Annotated in this window: 12 protein-coding genes and 2 tRNA genes; 7 read left to right on the top strand and 7 right to left on the bottom strand. The window is 48.0% G+C overall.

The genetic code is table 11. The annotated features are described in order from the left end of the window. Window positions 1-7: 7 nt before the first annotated feature. The 3 genes from EXY25_RS04995 to EXY25_RS04985 form a co-directional block, all read right to left on the bottom strand. Window positions 8-1,918, bottom strand: a complete 1,911-nt coding sequence (locus tag EXY25_RS04995; RefSeq protein ID WP_130565924.1) for an EAL domain-containing protein — start codon at window positions 1,916-1,918, stop codon at window positions 8-10. Between the two features lie 219 nt (window positions 1,919-2,137). Continuing rightward, window positions 2,138-2,214, bottom strand: a tRNA-Asn gene (locus EXY25_RS04990). Between the two features lie 19 nt (window positions 2,215-2,233). Beyond that, window positions 2,234-2,310 (bottom strand) — tRNA-Asn (locus EXY25_RS04985). A 205-nt stretch (window positions 2,311-2,515) separates the two neighbouring features. Between EXY25_RS04985 and EXY25_RS04980 the strand changes: the two genes are divergently transcribed. The 5 genes from EXY25_RS04980 (at window position 2,516) to EXY25_RS04960 (ending at window position 8,403) form a co-directional block, all read left to right on the top strand. Next, window positions 2,516-4,192 (top strand): alanine/glycine:cation symporter family protein, encoded by a 1,677-nt coding sequence (locus EXY25_RS04980; protein ID WP_114337902.1) that lies wholly within the window; start codon window positions 2,516-2,518, stop codon window positions 4,190-4,192. A gap of 107 nt (window positions 4,193-4,299) precedes the next feature. After that, window positions 4,300-4,623 (top strand): hypothetical protein, encoded by a 324-nt coding sequence (locus tag EXY25_RS04975; protein ID WP_114337903.1) that lies wholly within the window; start codon window positions 4,300-4,302, stop codon window positions 4,621-4,623. An 11-nt stretch (window positions 4,624-4,634) separates the two neighbouring features. Next, complete coding sequence (locus tag EXY25_RS04970) at window positions 4,635-4,922, top strand: YeaC family protein (RefSeq protein WP_114337904.1); 288 nt, start codon at window positions 4,635-4,637, stop codon at window positions 4,920-4,922. Continuing rightward, the gene (locus EXY25_RS04965; RefSeq protein ID WP_130565923.1) at window positions 4,912-7,695 is read left to right on the top strand and encodes a DUF349 domain-containing protein; all 2,784 of its coding nucleotides are present in this window, start codon (window positions 4,912-4,914) and stop codon (window positions 7,693-7,695) included. The genes EXY25_RS04970 and EXY25_RS04965 overlap by 11 nt, the downstream gene beginning before the upstream one ends. A gap of 135 nt (window positions 7,696-7,830) precedes the next feature. After that, window positions 7,831-8,403, top strand: a complete 573-nt coding sequence (locus EXY25_RS04960; protein WP_130565922.1) for an arylesterase — start codon at window positions 7,831-7,833, stop codon at window positions 8,401-8,403. 65 nt (window positions 8,404-8,468) lie between these two features. Here EXY25_RS04960 and ansA read toward each other — a convergent pair whose 3' ends face one another. Next, window positions 8,469-9,482 carry an asparaginase gene (ansA, locus tag EXY25_RS04955; protein WP_130565921.1) on the bottom strand — a complete coding sequence of 338 codons (1,014 nt, stop codon included), beginning with the start codon at window positions 9,480-9,482 and terminating at the stop codon, window positions 8,469-8,471. 87 nt (window positions 9,483-9,569) lie between these two features. After that, window positions 9,570-11,429: a signal peptide peptidase SppA gene (gene sppA, locus EXY25_RS04950; protein ID WP_130565920.1), complete on the bottom strand. Its 1,860-nt coding sequence runs from the start codon at window positions 11,427-11,429 to the stop codon at window positions 9,570-9,572. 185 nt (window positions 11,430-11,614) lie between these two features. On the opposite strand from sppA, the gene EXY25_RS04945 reads away from it, so the two are divergent. Both EXY25_RS04945 and EXY25_RS04940 read left to right on the top strand, forming a co-directional pair. Next, on the top strand, window positions 11,615-13,669 hold the full coding sequence (locus EXY25_RS04945) for an FAD-dependent oxidoreductase (RefSeq protein ID WP_207232106.1): 2,055 nt from the start codon (window positions 11,615-11,617) through the stop codon (window positions 13,667-13,669). Between the two features lie 90 nt (window positions 13,670-13,759). Further along, a complete protein-coding gene (locus EXY25_RS04940; RefSeq protein ID WP_165419265.1) occupies window positions 13,760-14,161 on the top strand; it encodes a hypothetical protein in 402 nt (133 codons plus the stop codon). A gap of 479 nt (window positions 14,162-14,640) precedes the next feature. Here the strand turns inward: EXY25_RS04940 and EXY25_RS04935 are convergent, their stop codons facing one another. Both EXY25_RS04935 and EXY25_RS04930 read right to left on the bottom strand, forming a co-directional pair. Next, on the bottom strand, window positions 14,641-16,797 hold the full coding sequence (locus EXY25_RS04935; protein ID WP_246019500.1) for a cellulase family glycosylhydrolase: 2,157 nt from the start codon (window positions 16,795-16,797) through the stop codon (window positions 14,641-14,643). Between the two features lie 69 nt (window positions 16,798-16,866). Beyond that, on the bottom strand, window positions 16,867-19,722 hold the full coding sequence (locus tag EXY25_RS04930; RefSeq protein ID WP_130565917.1) for a glycoside hydrolase family 9 protein: 2,856 nt from the start codon (window positions 19,720-19,722) through the stop codon (window positions 16,867-16,869). Between the last annotated feature and the right edge of the window lie 160 nt (window positions 19,723-19,882).

Below are 19,882 nucleotides of genomic sequence, written 5' to 3'. Positions count from 1 at the left end.
CTTTGTTCTATTCGGCGTTAGAGATGGGAACTGCGCGATGAATATATTGCCCCTGAATACCGTCTACAAACATCCCTTCAAGTACGTATTTCTGCTCTTGTGATTCAACGCCGCTTGCAATCACTTTCACACTAAGCCGATGGGCAATATCGATAATCAGGCGCAAGAAATACTGAATATTTCGATCATGTTCTATCTCGTCCATATAGCTCTTATCGATTTTTACATAATCAGGTTTCAGATCTTTAAAGAACTTAAATGAGGTCATACCTAAGCCAAATTGTTTTACTGTGACTTTGGCACCCGTGCGGTGAATGACATCGATAAAACGGCGGCTTGATTTTAGATCTCTTTGCAGGCCTTGCTCAGTCACTTCAAAGGTTAACCTTTGTGCCACCTTACCGTGTTTGCCCAACATCCTTTCAATCCAAACCAAAAACGAGGAGTCGTGAGCAGAGGTTACTGAGACATTGATACCGTAATATTCGTCACCACCACGCTTTTTGATCAACGTCAAGATGGCGGCAATAACGGCTTTATCTAGCTCAGTTGAAAGCTGTAATCGTTCAGCCATTGAGTATGCTGAGCGGTAGGGCAGTTCGTCGCCATTGGTATTGGTGAAACGCGGGGTAATCGCAGAGTATATTTTGCCTTGCTTCAACGGCTGAATAGCTTGCGAGATTAGAGTGAAATCGGTCTTCTTGGTTAGCTGCTCCAGATTCTCTCGCCAACCTTGTTCGCCTAAAACCTCAGTACCTACTAGGTCGCTTTGGAAATGCCAAGCGTTGGCTTCTTTACTTTGGGCTAGGCCGGTGGCGGTATCACAAAGTGCCAATAGGTCGCCTACTGACATACCTTGAGCAAAACCAGCCATGCCGATAAAAGCGGTGTTATCTAATTCGTATTGTCGCTGGATCTCATTTAACCGTCCCTGCAACTGTTTGCCTAACTCGTCGCACTCTTTATGGGAGAAGTGGTGAAGGACGATGGCAAAGTCAGAACTGTTGAGTCGGTAGATCTTTGAACCTCGAAAATGACTGGCAACAGATTTTACGGCGTCAACCAGAATACTGATGAACTGATCGCCCGCAGTATAGCCCTTGGCAGCGTTTATTTTTCCTAGTTCTGTTGTGCGCACTACGGCCATGACACCAAACTGTTTACCGCTTTCGTCTGCCAGCATTTCAGGGATGTCGAGCATAAATTGGCTACGATTAGGTAAGCCGGTCAGGTGATCAACATAGGCCGTTTTCCGTACCTGTGTCAGTTCCTCTTCTGTTTGATGTAGTCGTTCTACAACCCCTTTTTGAATCGCTTGTAGTCCCTCTCCGATAGATCTGAACTCGCTTGCAATGCCGGAGCCCATCTGGAAATCTTTTTCTGCATGACTGAGTTTGTCGCACAGTTTCTGTAGCTCCTTGACCGAGCTGCGCAGTGGTTTGTGCAAACTGCCTCTAAGCCAAACAATACTGACCACTAACATAATTAGCCACGCCATGGTCTCAAAAGCGATATTGCGGATAAAGCTTAGCTGCAGGTGGCTGAAATCAGGCATGATCACGACCGCGTTGCTACCTGCATTGGCTTGCATTTTCGATGCACCTAAGCCTAGTGCTGAGGCGATACTTGCTAGCGGGAACTGAAAACTGGGTTGCTTCTCATAGGATGCAATGACATTGCCATTGACGTCGATAACCGACAGCGTCAAGTAGCCAGACAGTTGGCTCAGCTGGGTATTGCGCTTTGCTTGTGTGTGTTCTTGCGATGTCTCAAGCAGTAACCTGGCGTTGGAATAGAGCTGTTCCTTCTGGAACTCAATTTGATTGATCACAGAAAGGTATTGCCCTGCCCACATCACGATGAGTAGCAGGAGCAAAATAAAGACATTAACAAAGAGCGCTTTACTTTGAATTTTCATACTGCCTCTAACTGTCTATCCCTGTTAAATCAGATATATGCAAATCTATCTTAGAAATTAACTATAGAGGAAATAGTAGTCCAACCCTAGGGCTAGTCAGTAATCTTTACAATGGGTTAAGAATATTTTTCGGGAAGGATGAACCAGCTCAACAAATAGATGCTTTATCTGCTGGCTTAAACATAAAAAAGCCCAGCATAATTGCTGGGCTCTTTTATGTGGCTCCCCTGGTCCGATTTGAACGGACGACACATGGATTAACAGTCCACCGCTCTAACCAACTGAGCTACAGGGGAATAAACTTGCTATGTAATGTGGCTCCCCTGGTCCGATTTGAACGGACGACACATGGATTAACAGTCCACCGCTCTAACCAACTGAGCTACAGGGGAGTAGATGTCCTTCTAAGAAGGAACGGCGCGCATCTTAATGTCTGGGATCTTTGCTGTCAACACCCTTTCTACGGAAGCTGAATCGGTTGCTCACTCCTTGTGCAACCTAAGCAAATTTTAGGGCTGGTAAACTGATGTCAGCTTATCTAGTATGCTTTTGATAACAAAAAATTAACTTATAACAATATTTTCCAGGGAGGCTGCCGTGCAGGGGCTAAATGATTTTCTATTGATGTTAGATGGATTCCTCGGCTCCGCCGCTTGGTTTCCATTCGTGCTACTTGGCGTGGGGCTGTTTTTCACCGTCTACTTGAAGTTTCCTCAGATCCGTTATTTTGGTCACGCGTGGAAAGTGGTTCGTGGTAAGTACGATATAAAGAGTGCGATGGGTGATACCACTCACTTTCAAGCGCTAACTACTGCGCTTTCCGGCACTGTGGGTACCGGCAATATCGGCGGTGTTGCTTTGGCGATCCATATTGGTGGTCCTGCGGCATTGTTCTGGATGTGGGCGACCGCTTTTTTCGGTATGACGACTAAGTTTGTTGAGGTGACGTTGTCACATAAATACCGGGTGAAAACCGCCGATGGCACCATGGCGGGTGGGCCTATGTATTACATGGATCGCCGGTTGAATATGAAATGGCTGGCGGTTATTTTTGCTATCGCTACCGTGATTAGCTCATTTGGTACCGGAAACCTGCCGCAAATTAACAATATTGCCAGTAGCATGGAGTCCACTTTTGGGCTTGAACCTTTGTTGACTGGTGGCGTACTGACGGTATTGCTCGCTTTGGTTATCTTGGGTGGGATCCATCGTATCGCGAAAGTGACCTCGAGAATTGTGCCTTTGATGGCGTTTATCTACGTTATCGGTGCTCTCGCAGTTATCTTTTATAACTATCAAAATATTCTTCCCTCTTTGGTTTCGGTGTTCTCTGATGCATTCTCTGGTTCCGCTGCTGCGGGTGGCTTTTTAGGGGCATCGTTTGCTTATGCATTCAATAAAGGGGTTGGGCGAGGTCTGTTTTCTAATGAAGCGGGTCAAGGCTCTGCACCAATCGCTCACGCCGCAGCTAAAGCTGATGAACCAGTATCGGAAGGGATTGTGTCTATTCTGGAACCTTTCATCGATACCATCATTGTTTGTACTCTGACTGGCTTGGTGATCTTGTCGTCCGGCGTGTGGACGGAAAAACACCAAAATAGCTTCCAAACAGCGGATATGCGCTATTTGAGTGGCCAATACACAGACACCGCGGAAGCAGATAGGGTCGCTTTATCCAGTTTCCTTATCGGTAGTAATGAGGCCAAGGTTGAGCCTTATACCGGCAGTGTTACGGTTAAGGATGGTGTTGCCATCGCCCCTGAATATACGCTGATCAATGCGCATTCGGTGGCCGAAGATGTCATCTATTTGGTTGGTGGCCATCCCTACAGTGGCGAGATGAAGATCGAGAAAGGCAAATTGGTTAACTCAGAGCTGGAAGTGACGGGGCGTTCCCTGTTGCATTCTGCGGCGTTAACGACCAAAGCGTTTACGAAAGGTTTTTTTGGAGATTATGGGAAGTACATTGTCTCTATCGGTTTGCTGCTATTTGCGTTCTCAACTGCTATCGCATGGTCATATTATGGTGATAGGGCGGTGACCTATCTGCTCGGCGTTAAGGCTGTGATGCCGTATCGGGTTTTCTATTGTGCAGGCTTCTTATGGGCCGCGGTTGCTGATACTACCGTTGTCTGGAATTTGGCTGCGGTGGCTATCGTACTGATGACGCTACCAAACCTGTTCGGCATCATGATCCTCTGCAGAGAGATGAAAACCACCGTCGCTGACTATTGGACTGATTTTTATCAGCAGCGAAGTGAGCGAAAAGATTAACTCGGATGAACTAAAAGGCCCCAAGATGGGGCCTTTTAGTTTTAATCGAACGCCAATTATTTCATAATGCCTCTCTTTCGTTTTTGGCTTAGTAAGAGGAAGGTGTGATGGCGATTGTTCCATGTCCCTGTTGTAACAAACGGATCTCAGATCGAGCAGACGTTTGTCAGCATTGCGGTTACGCATTTGGCGATATGGATGATGAGAAGCGGGCGAGTCAGCAGAGGGTTTTTGCTATTAAGCGCCAGCAGCGGATCATGACACAGCAGTTCCTGGCATTATTGCTGTTTGTTGGAGGTTTTGCCGTCACCTTTTTTGATGGTGAGTTGCAAACTGATTGGCAACGTACAGCGGGTCAAACGATGTCAGCCGCAGGCTTTATTTGGTATATCGCACTGCGTATCTGGTTGATTTTTAGTAAGAAACAATAGGTCTTTATTAAATGGATATTATCGAGCTGGTGAACAAACTCGATTTTGAAAGCTACCAGCGGCTGAAAACCGCAGTAGAACTTGGTAAGTGGCCCGATGGCAATTCGCTTTCTGATGAGCAAAAAGAGAACGCGATGCAGTTGGTGATCGCCTATCAGGCGACCAAATTAGACCAAACACAACATATGAACGTGGCTAAAGACGGATCCTTGGTACATCTATCCAAGAACGATTTAAAGCAGCAGTTCAAGGGACAGACAGTAGAGCCTATCGCAAGGTTTAGACACGATGATATTTAAAAATTTATTCCGCCCCGCCTGGCAACATAAAGACCCAGCTAAACGTCAATCCGCCATTGCTGAACTCGACAGCAGTAATCAACCCCATCGCACCATTCTCCGTGAGCTTGCGTTCAACGATGGTCACCGTCAGGTTAGACGTTTGGCGCTGGAAAAACTAAATGAATTATCACTGTGGTGGTTAGCAGCCGGTGAAGAGCGTGACGATGGTTTGAAGAAGGCAGCGTTGCAACATGTGACAGATATCATCACTGCAGCCTCTCCGCTAGATACTGCCCAAGTCTCCGCTTTTGTCAGTGATTGTAAGGATCGTAAATACCTCGAAGCTGTTTGGCGGCAACTGCCTGCCGATAGCTTGCGTCAGTCGGCTCTAGAACGTATTAACAAAGCCCGTTGCTACATTGATGCGGCAGATTCCGATCCGTCAACGGAGATTGCGCTTTGGGCTGCTGCCAAGATTGATGATGAAAAGCAGATGCGCCGCTTGGCAAAAAAGGCTGGCAACAGTGAAGTACAAGCGTTTTTTGTATCCAAACTTGAAGCGCTACAGCGCGCTAAAGAGCGTCCAGCAGAGTTAAATGAGCAAGCGCGGCTGCTGTTAGCGCAGCTGCAAGGGGTCACGGAAAAATTGACCGAGCCACAGGCGGTGGAGCAACGTTCATTAGGCGATAAAGCCAATGAGCTTGAGATCCGTTGGCAATCATTAGCCAAAGAGCTGGAGCCACTGGAACTGCTTGCGCCGTGGCAAGCCAAACATGAAGGCATTGCTAAACGCCTTTATGCCCGGTTAGAGGAGCTCATGGCAATATGGCAACAGGCGGAAGCGCAAGAAAAAGCGGCAAACGAAAAGTTAGAAAATGCCGCTATGTTGCGTGGGGGCTTCGAAGCCTTACAGGTTGATATCAAAGCGATCCATAAGTTGATCGAACAGCAGCAAGCGTTTGATATTCAGCCGCTTACCGAAGTGTTATCCGCTCTCAAACAACAGTTAGGCGCTGAAGCATTAAATGAATCAGATTGGATGGCACTATCCAAGCTTGCAGCGGACGTGACTGAACAGCTTGTCAAGCTAGAGGACTTGCCTGCCCAGCTGGCTAAGGCAGAAGCGCTAGTTGCCCCGTTGCAACATATTGATGCTGACAGCGAGACTTTCCTGACCGATCTAGCTGAGTGGCGCGGACAATGGCGAGCGGTTTCAGACTTACCTTTACCTGACGGTTTACGTGCGCAGGTCAACGAGCTGACCACGCCACTGGAAAAAGCTAAGAAAGCCCTGTTTAGGATGCGCAAAGAAGCAGAAGAAACCGTAGACAAGCTTCTGGGTAAAGCTGAGCGCCATCAACAAGCAGGGCGTTTAAAAGTGGCAGTGCGAGAGTTTCATCGTCTGGCAAAGCCTTATGCATTGCTATCTGATAAGGCTAAGCGTCGCTTTGATAAACGTTATCAGAAGTTAGCGGCGGTAGAGCAGGAGTTGTTGGAGTGGCATCAGCTAGTGGCCGCGCCGAAAGCTGACACACTTCTGGAAGAGATTAAAGCGCTCGCTGAATCACCATCGGAAGATCCAAAAATCCAAGCTGTAGCGGTAAAAGACGCTCGTCGTCGTTGGCAATTGCTGGAAGTGGATCGTAACGAAGCAAGTTGGACACCGCTTGCGGAGCAGTTTGATACGCTAAGTGAAAAAGCGTTTGAGATCTGTCGTCAATTTTATGGTGAGCAGCAGCAGGAGCGGGAGAAGCACCTGCAAGAGCGTGAAGAGGTGATCAAAGCGGTTCAGGCGTTGTATGAACAGCACAAAGAGGCTCCGCTGGCACTCAATGATCTTGAATCAAAGTATCGTCAGCTGTCCAATAAGTGGCGTCAGTGCGGCGAGATTGATTTTGCCAAGCGGAAAGCGGTGCAAAATCGGTTTGTAAAAGCGTCGCGTAAAGTTACCGATGTATTGAAGCAGCTGTATAGCGTGAATGAAGCACAGAAACAGCAGCTACTTAAACAGGCAGAAGCGCTCGATCTTTCCGATGCCACGGGTTCCTCCGAGCAGTTCGATGGCTTGATGAAAAAGTGGCGTGATGCCGGTTATGCTGGTGCGAATGAAAAGTCACTTTGGCAGCGTTTCCAGTATGTGGGGCAGCAGCTCCGCGAGCAGCGCAATGCCTCACGTACCGAGCAACGAGAGCAGTGGCAGAGTAATGCTGACGCTTATAAAGTCGTGCTTAGTGAATTTGCGGCAGCGATCGCAGCCGCTGAAGATGACGCGGCGTTACGTCAGAGTATTGCTCAGGCGCAGCAAGCTGCCGACGCTATTGGTGAGACCGCTCATCGAGACCGTCGCGAGTTGGAAGCTGAAATGGATGATCTGCGCAGACAAGCCATGGAAGCGATTGCGGCCAGACAAAAACAGCAGGAACAGCGAAACTATCAAGTATTGATTGAAGCGGTGACGGCGAATAGTGATGAACTATTGCAGTCATTGCCTGAACGTTGGCAAAAAACTGTCAAACAGTGGCAAGAGAAGGGCGCAGAAAAGCCGGCTGATGCAGAGATACGTGAACGCTTGACTATCGAAGCAGAGCTACTGGCAGGGCTCGATTCGCCCAATAATAGTGATGCGCTGCGCCAGCAACTGCGTTTGACCCTGTTACAAGCACGTATGAATGGCAGTGGTGATAGCGAGCGTTCGGTAGAGAACCTGTTTTGGCAGTGGTTAGAAGCGGGCGCTGTGACGAAAGCGGATGAAGATGCTTTGAAGCGTTTTGAGCGTGCTTTAACAGCTTAGACCCACTGATGCTTTGGTTTGCAGAAGCACCTTCGGGTGCTTCTTTTGTTTCTGGCGCTTTATCTACCGACGATAGCAAAAGAGGAGAGAGCAGTGTTCTGTCGTTGCAATTGGCTCGCAATATTATTAGTCATAATGACTATGACTTTATCCGGTTGTTCGCAGCCCAAGTTACAGCCGCTACCCTATGGTGCGCGTATTTTGGCGTTTGGTGATAGTCTGACAGCAGGCTATGGCGTTGAGCGTATTTATAGCTATCCGTCAGTATTGGCGGAGCTTAGTGGCCGTGACGTGATAAATGCCGGGGTCTCGGGAGAGCTGACTAAACAAGGTCTCAAGCGTTTACCTTTCCTTTTGGATCAGACGATGCCGGAGCTATTGCTCTTGATTGAAGGCGGGAATGATATTCTTCAGAATCGCCCAGCTAACGAGACAAAACAGAACTTGGCAAAGATGATCGAGATGGCACAGGGCAGAGGGATCCCAGTGGTATTAGTCGGCATACCGGAAAAAAGCTTGTTCTCCAGCTCTGCCGCTTTATATCGAGAATTAGCAGAAGAGTACGATCTGGTGTTTGACGGTAATTTAATGGCGGCACTTCAACGCTCACCAAGCTTGAAATCTGATTATGTGCATTTCAATCAACAAGGTTATCAGCAAATGGCTGAAGGGATTTTTGCTCTGCTAAAAGAGAATGGCGCCTTTTAATTAGTAAAGGCGCCAGGTAGCGCGTAGTTTTACGGCCAGAAAGGTGTGCTGCGTCGCTAAAGGCGTTAGTGCTTACTTAGTTCGCCTCTTAAGCTTATCTGCATTTTTTCTCTTATCTGCGCAGGGGAGAGTGCTTGATTGAGTAGGTAGTGCAGTTTCGCCAGCGTGGCTTCTGTGGTCATGTCATAGCCACTGATCACACCAACATCTCGTAATGCTTGTCCTGTGGCATAACCATCCATATTGACACTGCCTTTCAGGCACTGGGTGCAGTTCACCAAAATGATCCCTTGATCCGATGCCTGCTTGAGCAGCTCGAGCATCTGCTTATGTTGCGGCGCATTCCCTACGCCATAGCTGTGTAACAGCATGGCTTTGACCGGTTGGCGTAAGATATTGGCGATCACGTCTGCAGAGATCCCTGGATATAGGCTGACCATACCGATCGGTTGCGATGTGACGGATTGAACGCGCAGAGGCCTACCTGACGGTCGTTTCACTTCGCCACTGACTAATTGGATCTGGATCCCCGCTTCAAGTAGCGGGGGAAAGTTTGGCGAACCGAAGGCATTAAAGCCATCGGCGTGGACTTTAGTTGTGCGGTTGCCACGAAATAGCGTGTGATTAAAGCACAGAGATACCTCTGGAATTGGGTAGTTGGCTGCCAGAAAAAGGGCATCCAGCAAGTTTTCTCTGCCATCAGAGCGTAATTGAGCCAGCGGGATCTGTGAGCCCGTGACTACCACGGGTTTATCTAAGTCTTGCAACATAAATGACAACGCCGAGGCAGTATATGCCATGGTGTCTGTGCCATGCAGGACAACAAAACCATCATATTTGTCATAGTTACGCGCGATATCGTCAGCAATATTTTGCCAATCGGTCGGCGTCATGTCAGATGAGTCAATCAGCGGCTGATAGGCATGGATCTCAAAATCTGGCATCTCCTCACGGCGGAACTCAGGCATTTTCTGCAACACGTCTTGTAGGAAGCCGGGTTCCGGAATATAGCCATGGGCAGATTGGCGCATACCGATAGTGCCGCCTGTATAGGCGATATAAATTTTACGTCTTTTCATATTGCTAGCATACGTGAAAAGGTCGTATCTGCCATTGGCAAATACGACCTTTTTAACGTTTTTCAGATGAGAAAAATTGTTATGAGTTTAATAGATTTCGCAGCCCAGACAACGAGCATAGGCACCCATTGGATCATTTAGCTCATTCAGTACCGACAGGTCACTAAACATGCGCTTTAACTCGATCATGATCTGGCTCTGGGGTTGGAAACCACTGAACTCTTGACCCTGTTCGTTAGCTATGATCATGGCGCTGCCATTAAGCAGTTGATTGACTAAATGTTCTCTGAAACTCATGGGGCGCTGAACCTCATCAACATCATAAGCACTGAGACCAGCTAAATCAGCTGCTGCAGACACTGCATCTTGCAGTGTGCCCAAATTGTCTACTAAGCCGAGTTCGTATGCTTGTTTACCGCTCCAAACGCGGCCTTGAGCGATCTTGTCGACCTGCTCAGGGGTCATTTCACGTTCTTCAGCAACCAGCCCGATAAACTGGTGGTAACCGTGCTCGATGGTGCGCTGGATGATTTCGCTGACGCCTGGATCTAACGGACGGGTAATGCCTAACCCGGCAATGTCCGTTGTGCCTACGCCGTCTGTGTGCACGCCGATATGATCAAGGGCGCGATCTATCGTGGTGATCATGCCGAAGATGCCAATGGAGCCAGTGATGGTGGTCGGTGCCGCCCATATCTCATCAGCACTGACAGATATCCAGTAACCACCGGAGGCTGCATAGGTACTCATTGATGCGACCACAGGTTTACCTGCTCGCTTCAGCTCTTCAACTTCATTTCGGATCAGCTCTGAGGCGAAAGCACTACCGCCTGGGCTGTCCACGCGCAGTACAACCGCTTTAATTGCATCATCTAGCCGCGCTTGGCGAAGCAAACGCGCAGTGCTATCACCGCCAATGGTGCCCGCTGGTTGGTCACCATTTAAGATGGTGCCTTTAGCAATGACGATGCCGACGCGGTCTTTATGCTCATGGGGAGCCTGGTGTGGGCGAATAACGGCTAGATATTCTTGTAACCATACTTGGTTGAAGCTTTTGTGCTCAGGATCTTGGCCAACCACCTCAATGATCGGTTGACGCAGTTCTTCACGAGTTTTTAAGCCATCAACCAGCCCCGTGTTCAGTGCCATCTGTGCGAAGTCACCATCCACAGCTTTCAAGTTGCTTAATAGCGACTGGATGGAGAAATTCAGCTTCTCTTCGTCAAGGCCTCGTTGTGTCGCAATGTCCTGCTTGTACGCCGTCCACAGGTCATTCATCCAGGCCATGTTGGCTTCTTTTGCGGCTGGCGACATATCATCACGAATATAAGGCTCTATCGCTGATTTAAAGGTACCAACGCGGAACACATGGGGTGTTACTTTTAGTTTTTCCAACAACGATTTGAAGTAGGTGCGATAGCGCCCGAAGCCTTCCAGCATCACCATGCCTTGGGGATTGAGATAGACCTCATCCGCATGGGCGGCTAGATAATATTGATGCTGTGCGTAGTAGTCACCGATAGAAAACACTGGCTTGCCGGAAGCTTTGAACGCCTCAATGGCGGCACCGATCGCTTGCAACTTGTTGAGGCCGGTGGGCGCCATGTCACGGGTTTCGATGACTAATGCTTTGATGCGTTGGTCATGTTGAGCGTTTTCGATGGCGAAGATTATATCTTTGAGTAGCGTTTCTTTTGGCTTCTCTTTACCGCCTAATAACTGTTTAGTGAAGGCTTCTGCGGGATCAACTGATACTTTTTGCTCAACCACATTGCCTTGAATACTCAGTATTAAGGCGGCTTTTTCGGGCATGCTAGGCCCTTTGTCAGCAAATAGGGTGGTGAGGAACACCAGCAGGAAGACCACAAACAACAAGTTGGTTAATACCGAACGGGTGGTGGTCAGCGCTTTGCCAATAAAGCTGAAAAACTTCTTTAGATATTTCATCAAATCTTCTAATCCGATTAGGGCACACTGAAATGTTAAATCCTTGTGGGCAAGTAACGTAACGGAATTTGTAAATAATTGTAATTACCAGATGTAGCAAATTAGAACTATGGCACTTGCCGACAACTGGTATGACCATTAAGCTGGGTACAACAAAAACAATAAATGAAAGATGGCCCTACACCATGACAAACAAAAGCTATCCCAACTTACTGACTCCCCTCGACTTGGGTTTTACCTCTCTACGTAATCGAGTGTTGATGGGTTCAATGCACACCGGCTTGGAAGAGGAGCGGGGTGGTTTTGATAAATTGGCGGCTTTTTATGCCGCCCGTGCCAAAGGTGGGGTTGGCTTAATTGTGACGGGGGGGATCTCACCAAATTTTCGGGGCCGCCTAGCTCCCCATAGTTCACAGCTCAGCTTTGGCTTTCAGGTGGCTAAACATCGAAAGGTCACAGATGCCGTACATCAGCATGACGGCAAGATCTGCTTGCAGATCTTGCATGCGGGGCGTTATGCCTATCACCCATTTTCTGCTGCACCCAGCGCCATCAAGGCGCCAATCAACCCATTTAAGCCAAAAGCGATGACTGACGGTATGGTCAAACGCACGATCAAGCAGTTTGCTAAAACAGCGACACTGGCGCAGCAAGCGGGCTATGACGGCGTTGAGGTGATGGGATCGGAAGGTTATCTGATCAATCAGTTTGTTTGCCCGCGTACCAACAAACGTAACGACCAGTGGGGCGGTTCGCTGGAAAACCGTATGCGCTTTCCATTGGAGATCATCAAAGCGATCCGTGCTCAGGTTGGTAAAGAATTTATTATTGTATTCCGGTTGTCGATGCTGGAACTGGTCGATCAAGGGGTGAGTATGAAAGAGCTGCCTACGATGGCTAGGTGGCTGGAGCAAGTTGGCGTTACCATCATTAACACGGGGATCGGCTGGCATGAAGCACGGGTACCAACCATCGCAACCAGTGTTCCCCGCGCTGCATTTAGTTGGGTTACGGCCAAACTAAAAGATGAAGTCTCGATACCTTTAGTTACAACTAATAGAATTAATGATCCGCAAGTGGCTGAGGATATCCTCACCCGAGGCGATGCCGATATGGTGTCGATGGCGAGGCCTATGTTGGCTGATGCTGACTTTGTTAACAAGGCTGCTGCCGGCCAAGCGGAAGCGATTAATACCTGTATCGCTTGTAACCAAGCCTGTCTCGACCATGTATTTAAAGGCAAGCGTGCCAGTTGTTTAGTCAATCCTCTGGCATGTTATGAAACTGAATTAGTCATTAAACCTGCGATACAAGCCAAACGCGTCGCAGTGATCGGTGCCGGCCCTGCGGGCTTGTCGGCGGCTTGTTATGCAGCGGAGCGTGGTCATCAAGTGACGTTGTTTGACAAAGATAACGATATTGGCGGGCAGTTCAATTATGCCAAGCAGATCCCCGGCAAAGAGGAGTTTTACGAAACCCTACGTTACTTCCGTCATCGTTTGATGACCGCGGGGGTTGAGCAATGCTTAGGGGAAGCGCAAACCTGTGAGTCACTGTTATCGCAACAATTCGACGAAATTATCATCGCTACGGGGATTACGCCACGAACGCCACCGATCCCAGGTATCGATCACGATAAGGTGTTGGGTTATCTCGATGTATTGCGAGAGCATCAACCAGTAGGGGAAAAGGTCGCGATTATTGGTGCTGGTGGCATTGGCTTTGATGTAGCGGAGTATCTGGTTGAAGGGCATCCATCGACGACCACCGATTTACCTCGCTGGTTAGATACCTGGGGTATCGATCCGGCATTGGCTACGCCTGGTGGTTTAAAAGAAAAGCCTGATGTACAGCAGGTAAGTGAAAGTAAACAAGATAAATCGCACCGTCAGATATATCTGCTGCAACGAAAAAGCAGTAAAGTAGGCGCCGGCCTGGGCAAAACGACTGGCTGGATCCACAGGGCAGCACTGAAGCAACATGGCGTTAAGATGATGGCAGCCGTGCAATATCTGAGAATTGATGACGATGGTTTACATATTGAAGTTGAAGGTCAGCAGCAACTGCTGAATGTTGATCATGTTATTCTCTGCGCGGGACAAGAATCAAAGCGCGATCTTTATGACCAGTTGTTACAGCAAGGTGCGTCAGTGCATTTGATTGGTGGTGCGAAACTGGCGTCAGAACTTGATGCTAAACGTGCTATTCGTGACGGCGCTGAAGTCGCTGCTGCCCTTTAAATCGAAAGACGCATAATTCAATAAGCGCTTTAATGAATACTGTGCCGCGTTAACTCCGCGGCCAATAGCTATGGAATAAGAGAAACGGTAATGCGAAGACAGTTGATAATGTTTGTTATGGCAATTCTGCTGTCTGCCTGCACCACAACTCGTTATGTGGCTGTGCCCGTATCAGAACCAGACGCAGAGTTAGGTAAACGCCAAGCCTGGCTGACTGGTATTGAAAGCGGTGACACTTTGGTTTTACACACCCATGAGGGGAAAAGCTATTTCTTTACCCTCGACAAGGTCTTGCACTCAGACGACTCCGTTGGCTTTATCCCCAAAGATCGACCCTCAATGGTGGAGATCCACCAAATGGAAGGGCGAAAAAAGATGGAGCCGGTTATTTCGGCTGATGATGCAACACCCGTCGGAGAAACCGAGTTCCAACTTCCGTGGTGGTCTCCGAGCGTTATTGCTGGTGCTGCGGCATTGCTGCTGTTGTTATAGCTCCTTGCATCAAGTTTGAACTGCTCAACTCTGAATACGCTCTTTTTTGACGATATCAGCTGGTCAGATGGTATGAAAAAGGCATGGGAACGGATTTAGTTGGACGATAGATTAGGCGTATACCGTTGATCTCTCTTCTGATGAGATCTGTACACGTCAACATGACGCCAAAAAAAATCGATATGTTTCAGATCCTATTTATCTCTTTTCATTGTTGTACTCTTAGTTTGCTCTGCAAGTTGCAACCATAGCTGTATTAATTGAGCAGTATCTTACCGATCGATTTATTCAAAGAACATTTTCAAGCCGTTGAAGTTCCTCGTCAGAGCGCCCAAATGACCTATTCATTGCTCTATGTGGTGTTTTAGTCGCCTATGCGCCGAGCTCCACATATGCGGGGCTCGGCTGTTCAGTCGATCGTCATAAATGTTGCGGTATGCGCTTTTTCCTACGCACCCCACAACACTTGAACTAAGCGATTACTCCACGTGACATGTCGGTTCGCTAAAGTCGCCATTGTGGCTACCTTGCAGACCAAATGAGGTGCTTTGGCCCGGATTGATATTGCCGTTATAGGACACATTGCTTACCTTGATTGATTGCGCTTCGGCTGAGAATTCGCCGTTCCAACCATTAGCTAAGGCGACAGCGGTGGGGAATTCAAGTACCACACGCCATGCCGTCACTTTGTCACCGCTGTTGTTGCTGACCTTAATGTTGTTGAGAACGAAGCCTGAATGCCAGACATCAACCGATCCCAGCTCACAAGACACTTCACCGCTTTCAACGGCAGCCACTTCAATTATGGTACGGTCGCTGACCTGCAGTGACTGCTGTTGATCATCCAGTGCGGTGACTACCAGCTCATAGCTGCCGGCCGTCGCTGGTGCGTTGATCTGACCACGCATACCATCAAAGCGCATGGTTTCGCCGCCCAATACTGCCTCAAAACCAGCCGCATCATTTAAAGACACTTCTATGTTAATGGGTGCATTGACTTCAACTTGAGTACCATCGGTAGGGGATTTTAGGCCAATCTCAGGGTTCAAAGGTGCTTCTTGAACCGCGGTCAAAGACACGGAATCCATTTCAGATAGTTCAGTTCCAGCGTTATCGACCGCCACTAGCTTAATGGTGAAGTTACCTTCATCAGCAGGAGCTTTCACACTGACGCTGCCCGTGGCTGGGCCTGTTTTTACGAACTTACCATCGACATAAACGTTTACTTTCTCGGCTTTGGTCAAGTTGTAACCAATGTTGACGTTGGCTCCAGCCATTACCTGACTACCCGCTTGCGGCGATAAGATGGTGACCGACGTGGTTTGGTTCTGGTAATACTCATTCAGGCTAAGGCCTGTTTTACTGCTGCCCAAAGCGATCTGGTGATCTAAACCAATGAATTTACCTTGTTCATTTTTCCATAAGCTAGGCTCAAACAGGGCGTATTTTTCTTCATCCCATGTTGTCCAATCATGGTCCAACAAACCACCGGTGTCGCCAGAGTTCGGGTTGATACACCAGAAAGTATGGTGCAGGCGGTTTTCAATGATCAGGTCACGCATTGCAACCATCCATGTTTCATTGTCTCCACCATCCATGAAGCCGCCCCATTCACCAATCAATAGCGGGGCAATGTTTTCTTCATGAATGAACATCCAGTTGTCTTTCCAGACATCTTTATAGAGTGAATCTTTATTAAATCCGGCATAGAACCAAGGCTGCTTGTGAACCAATGGGCCGTAGTCATGGGGGGAATACATAAACTGACTTTGGCGGTCGCCTAAATCAACTGGGTAATCTTTCACGCCGCGCAGGTTTCCGCCCCACCAAGTGCTGTGGTAGCTATCATCGTTACGGCTAGTCCATGTTTTACCATCCACAGGGAAAGACTCAATACCCTCACACATCACCAACATGTTTGGGTTGATGTCGAGAATACGGTTTGCTGCCGTTTCGCAGGCATATTTCCAGTTATTTTCGTCGCTGGAGTTATCCCATTTGGCAAATTCGCTGTCTGCCCAAGGTTTGCCATGGGGCTCATTCTCTAGATCAAACGCAATAATGGTGTCATCATTTTTATAACGCTCAGTTACCCATTCCCATGTGGAGTAGTACACCTCTGACGTCATTTCACCCTTATACCAAAGCGGTGCAAAGTGACCCATGTTGTCGGCTTCGGCACTATGAACATCGAGTAAGATTTTTAAACCGACTTTTTTCGACGCAACGACCATGGCATCGAAAACATCCAGTGAGGTCGCATTGGCAAGATCTGGATTAGTGTGGCTATTTACTTGCGCTTTAGATGCCTGACCATTCTGCCATTCATAAAGCAACTCTGTAGAGATAGGTACTCGCAGGATGTTAATCCCACGATCGGCAATGCTTTGCAGCGTATTCTCTAGATTGACAGACCAAAGGCCGTGAAATACACGCTCAGTGGTATTGAAACCAAACCAGTTGGCACCTGTCATCCAAACTGTATTGCCGTACATGTCTTTAACTTGATTACCTTCTACGTGCAGCCAATCGTCGTTGTTTGTCGACTGTGCTGCGATAGCACCAACACTCAATGAGGTAAACAGTGCGGCCGAAGTAAGCTGAGACAATAAATTCCGTTTAAATTTCTTCATCATATTTCTTCATTTTTGTTTGATATTGGCTGCCCTTGCGAGCAGCCGTTCGGTGGACGATCTATCAAAAATTTACTTATCTAGCTGGCAATCAGGGGCAGTAAAATTACCGCCGTGCTCACCTTGCAAGCCAAAGCTGGTACTTTGTCCGGGTTGGATTTTGCTGTTGTAAGACATATGGCTAACGTGAAGCACGCGGCCATTACTTGTCATCTCCATCACACCATTCCAACCATTCACAAAGGCAACAGATTCGTTGAACAACAGTTTCACTTTCCAACCATCAATAGCTTCGTTGCCGTTATTGGTGATGCTGATGTTGTTTAAAACAAACCCGCTGTGCCACTGATCTACCGAACCAATCTGGCAGCTGATATCTCCCGGTTGTACCGGATCAATTGGATCGACAGGATCAACCGGATCTACGGGATCAGCTTCTTCAATCACGGTCAGTCTTACACTGTCTTGTGCGGCAAGTTCTTCACCTTGTTCATCAGTGCTTACCACAGTGATTTCAATTTGCGTTGCTTGATCTGGTATCTGTATTTTGATCGAACCATTACCCACACGGCTATCAATCAAAATGCCGTCTACGTAAAGGTTGGCGCCATGGGCATTCTTTAAATTAATGCGTACATCAATTGACTCACCGGCTTTCACTTCATCGCCATCCGCGGGTGATGTGATTGCTACGGCAGGGATGATTGGCGCAGCCACCTGTACTGTCACGTCAGCGGCAGAAGACACTGCGCCATCGTTATCAACCACAGTAAAGCTGAACTTATCGTCACCGAAGAAACCGTCGTCAGGCGTATATTGCGCGATATCACCGTCGATACTGACTACACCTTGCTGCGGCTGCATCGCCACTTGGTACTTAGCGATGGAACCATCACTATCGCTACCCATCAGCATGGCCTGTACCGGTGTTTCATAAGCGGTGACTAGTTGTGCCCCTTTGGCTACTGGGGCACAGTTGATACCCGTGCTGTCACCACAAGAGGCACTCGGCTCTTCACCCCAAACTAAGGTGTCACCATCGTAGAGCGCGATCTTCGGTGCGTTCTTGGTGCCTGAACCGTAGTTATCCCACGAAGGGTCATTGCTGTTATCCCAATCAGAACGATTGGTATTGGTGGGTAGAGACAAACGGAACTGCACCTCTTTTTTCGAGGCTGATTGGCCACCCGGATAAACGTCGACACCTTCTAAACTAACTTCGGCGTAGTACAGGTTGTCAGCTTTATCTCCCCAGGCGTGTAAACCGGAGATGCCCGAACCTTGAGAATATGCTGTTGATACAGATACGTCATTCGCGGTGTAGCCAGCGTCATAAACTTCGGTTAAATCAACCCAGTAACGAAACTTCAAGTTACTGGTTGTTCTTGCCGGCCAAGCAGTGTGGTTGTGCACCTTTGTACTTAGCTCGATATAACGTGGACCTTCAGAGTTAACCTTGGCTTCAACAAATAATTCGGTATCACGGACTTCCGCTACTGGGAACTGAGATGCCGGAATCGGTGTGCCACCCTCATCTAGCCACAAGCGTGCTAGCGCAGAGGTAAAGCCCGCGTTGTAATCTGTCGCTACTTCATTCTTAACATAATCACCACGATCATCGGTCCATGAATCATCCAAACCAGGACCACCCACCAGCGCACCAACCAAGAGGTGACGGTTTTCCACTGGCTGACTAGAGCTGTCATTCCACGTACCGTGGGCAGTACGATGATGTGGCTTAGTTGGATAGTAATTGCCGTAACCGATCTGGTAAGAGATATTCAGCGGGTTATCACCCAAGATGTAATCTAACTGACCCTTGGCAAAGTTATAGTAGATATCTGCTTTGTCTTTTTTCAGGTCGCGAGACTTCAAGTAATCTGAGTACACGAGTGCGGCAAAAGAAGTATTAGCGGTGTAGCGCGCTGCGCCCCAAGTATCGAGGAATGCCATACCGCCCGGTGTATAACGTACTTTGCTGCCTTTATAACCTACGGTCCAATAATCCAACCAGCGCTCAGCGTCAGCCTGATATTCAGACTCATCGGTGAGTGATGCCATCAGTACGTACGAACCGTACGCCTTATCATCCCAGGCCTGTCCCCACTTGTATGACTTAGTATTGGTTTGAGACTCTGTCCCTAGGTGCTTATATTCGTCTTTTGCTTTGACTAGAAACTCGCTATCACCGGTGGCGCGATAAAGCCAAAGTGCGCCCCATACTAATTCGTCCTGATAGCCGCTCCAGGAATTATAAAAAGCTTTAGCATCAGTGATCGAATCAGAGTATTTACCGCGATATTTATCGGCGAAACTGTAAAGTTGTTTTGCGTGGGTCAGTAACGTCGCGGCATAAGTGGGATCAGTTTGTTTAAACACGATTGAGATAGCTGCTAACGCCGCAGCGGTTTCGCCTGCCAAGTCTGAGCCGGGGTTCTGAGCATCGACCTTGTAGGAAGGGCGTTGCATACGCATCACTTCCGCAGCTCCCCACCATGAGTGGTCAACTGAGCCTTTACCTACTTGGCCGTAAAGCACGTTAGGAGCAGCATGGGCTTTCACAAAGTAGTCAGCAACAAAGCGTAAGTTGTTTTCAATATGTGTTAATTGGCCGGTTTGCTCGTAAGCATCCCGGTAATCAACGACACCCCATGCCAGCATGGTCGCTGTCGCTGCCATTGGAAAACCAAATTTAACGTGGTCTCCGGCATCATACCAACCGCCCGTTAGGTCAACATTGTTGTCTTGACCATCCTGCATTGCAGAATCACCGCGCCATTCATTTCTGTTCCACGATGGGATAGCACCTGATTGCTGTGCTTCATAGAAATAAATAGATTTTTGTAGTGCTTCACCATAATTGTGGGCAACGGCCATGGGGATCTGGCTAAATGCCAGTGTTGCGAGAAATAATTTAGATAATTTCATATCAAAATTTCTTATCCTTGAATTTAAAGTAGCGCTATAAAACTGCATCACGCATCCATTACGCAAATAGCTACAAAAGAAAACACTAATTAAATCCATTTAAAAAATTGTAACAACTGCGTAACCTTTATAATAAACATATTTAACTTAAGACATCAAA

Origin of the sequence: Corallincola spongiicola (assembly GCF_004284785.1) — a bacterium.
In the GTDB taxonomy this organism is placed as follows: Bacteria; Pseudomonadota; Gammaproteobacteria; order Enterobacterales; family Neiellaceae; genus Corallincola; species Corallincola holothuriorum.
Note: the sequence above shows the minus strand (reverse complement) of the source record. Positions and strands in the feature narration are given on the sequence as shown.

Excerpts from the sequence above, each read along its gene's own strand:
- EXY25_RS04995 (WP_130565924.1), bottom strand. The coding sequence starts at position 1,918 with ATGAAAATTCAAAGTAAAGCGCTCTTTGTTAATGTCTTTATTTTGCTC.
- EXY25_RS04975 (WP_114337903.1), top strand. The coding sequence starts at position 4,300 with ATGGCGATTGTTCCATGTCCCTGTTGTAACAAACGGATCTCAGATCGA.
- EXY25_RS04970 (WP_114337904.1), top strand. The coding sequence starts at position 4,635 with ATGGATATTATCGAGCTGGTGAACAAACTCGATTTTGAAAGCTACCAG.
- EXY25_RS04965 (WP_130565923.1), top strand. The coding sequence starts at position 4,912 with ATGATATTTAAAAATTTATTCCGCCCCGCCTGGCAACATAAAGACCCA.
- EXY25_RS04960 (WP_130565922.1), top strand. The coding sequence starts at position 7,831 with ATGACTATGACTTTATCCGGTTGTTCGCAGCCCAAGTTACAGCCGCTA.
- ansA (WP_130565921.1), bottom strand. The coding sequence starts at position 9,482 with ATGAAAAGACGTAAAATTTATATCGCCTATACAGGCGGCACTATCGGT.
- sppA (WP_130565920.1), bottom strand. The coding sequence starts at position 11,429 with ATGAAATATCTAAAGAAGTTTTTCAGCTTTATTGGCAAAGCGCTGACC.
- EXY25_RS04945 (WP_207232106.1), top strand. The coding sequence starts at position 11,615 with ATGACAAACAAAAGCTATCCCAACTTACTGACTCCCCTCGACTTGGGT.
- EXY25_RS04940 (WP_165419265.1), top strand. The coding sequence starts at position 13,760 with ATGCGAAGACAGTTGATAATGTTTGTTATGGCAATTCTGCTGTCTGCC.
- EXY25_RS04935 (WP_246019500.1), bottom strand. The coding sequence starts at position 16,797 with ATGATGAAGAAATTTAAACGGAATTTATTGTCTCAGCTTACTTCGGCC.
- EXY25_RS04930 (WP_130565917.1), bottom strand. The coding sequence starts at position 19,722 with ATGAAATTATCTAAATTATTTCTCGCAACACTGGCATTTAGCCAGATC.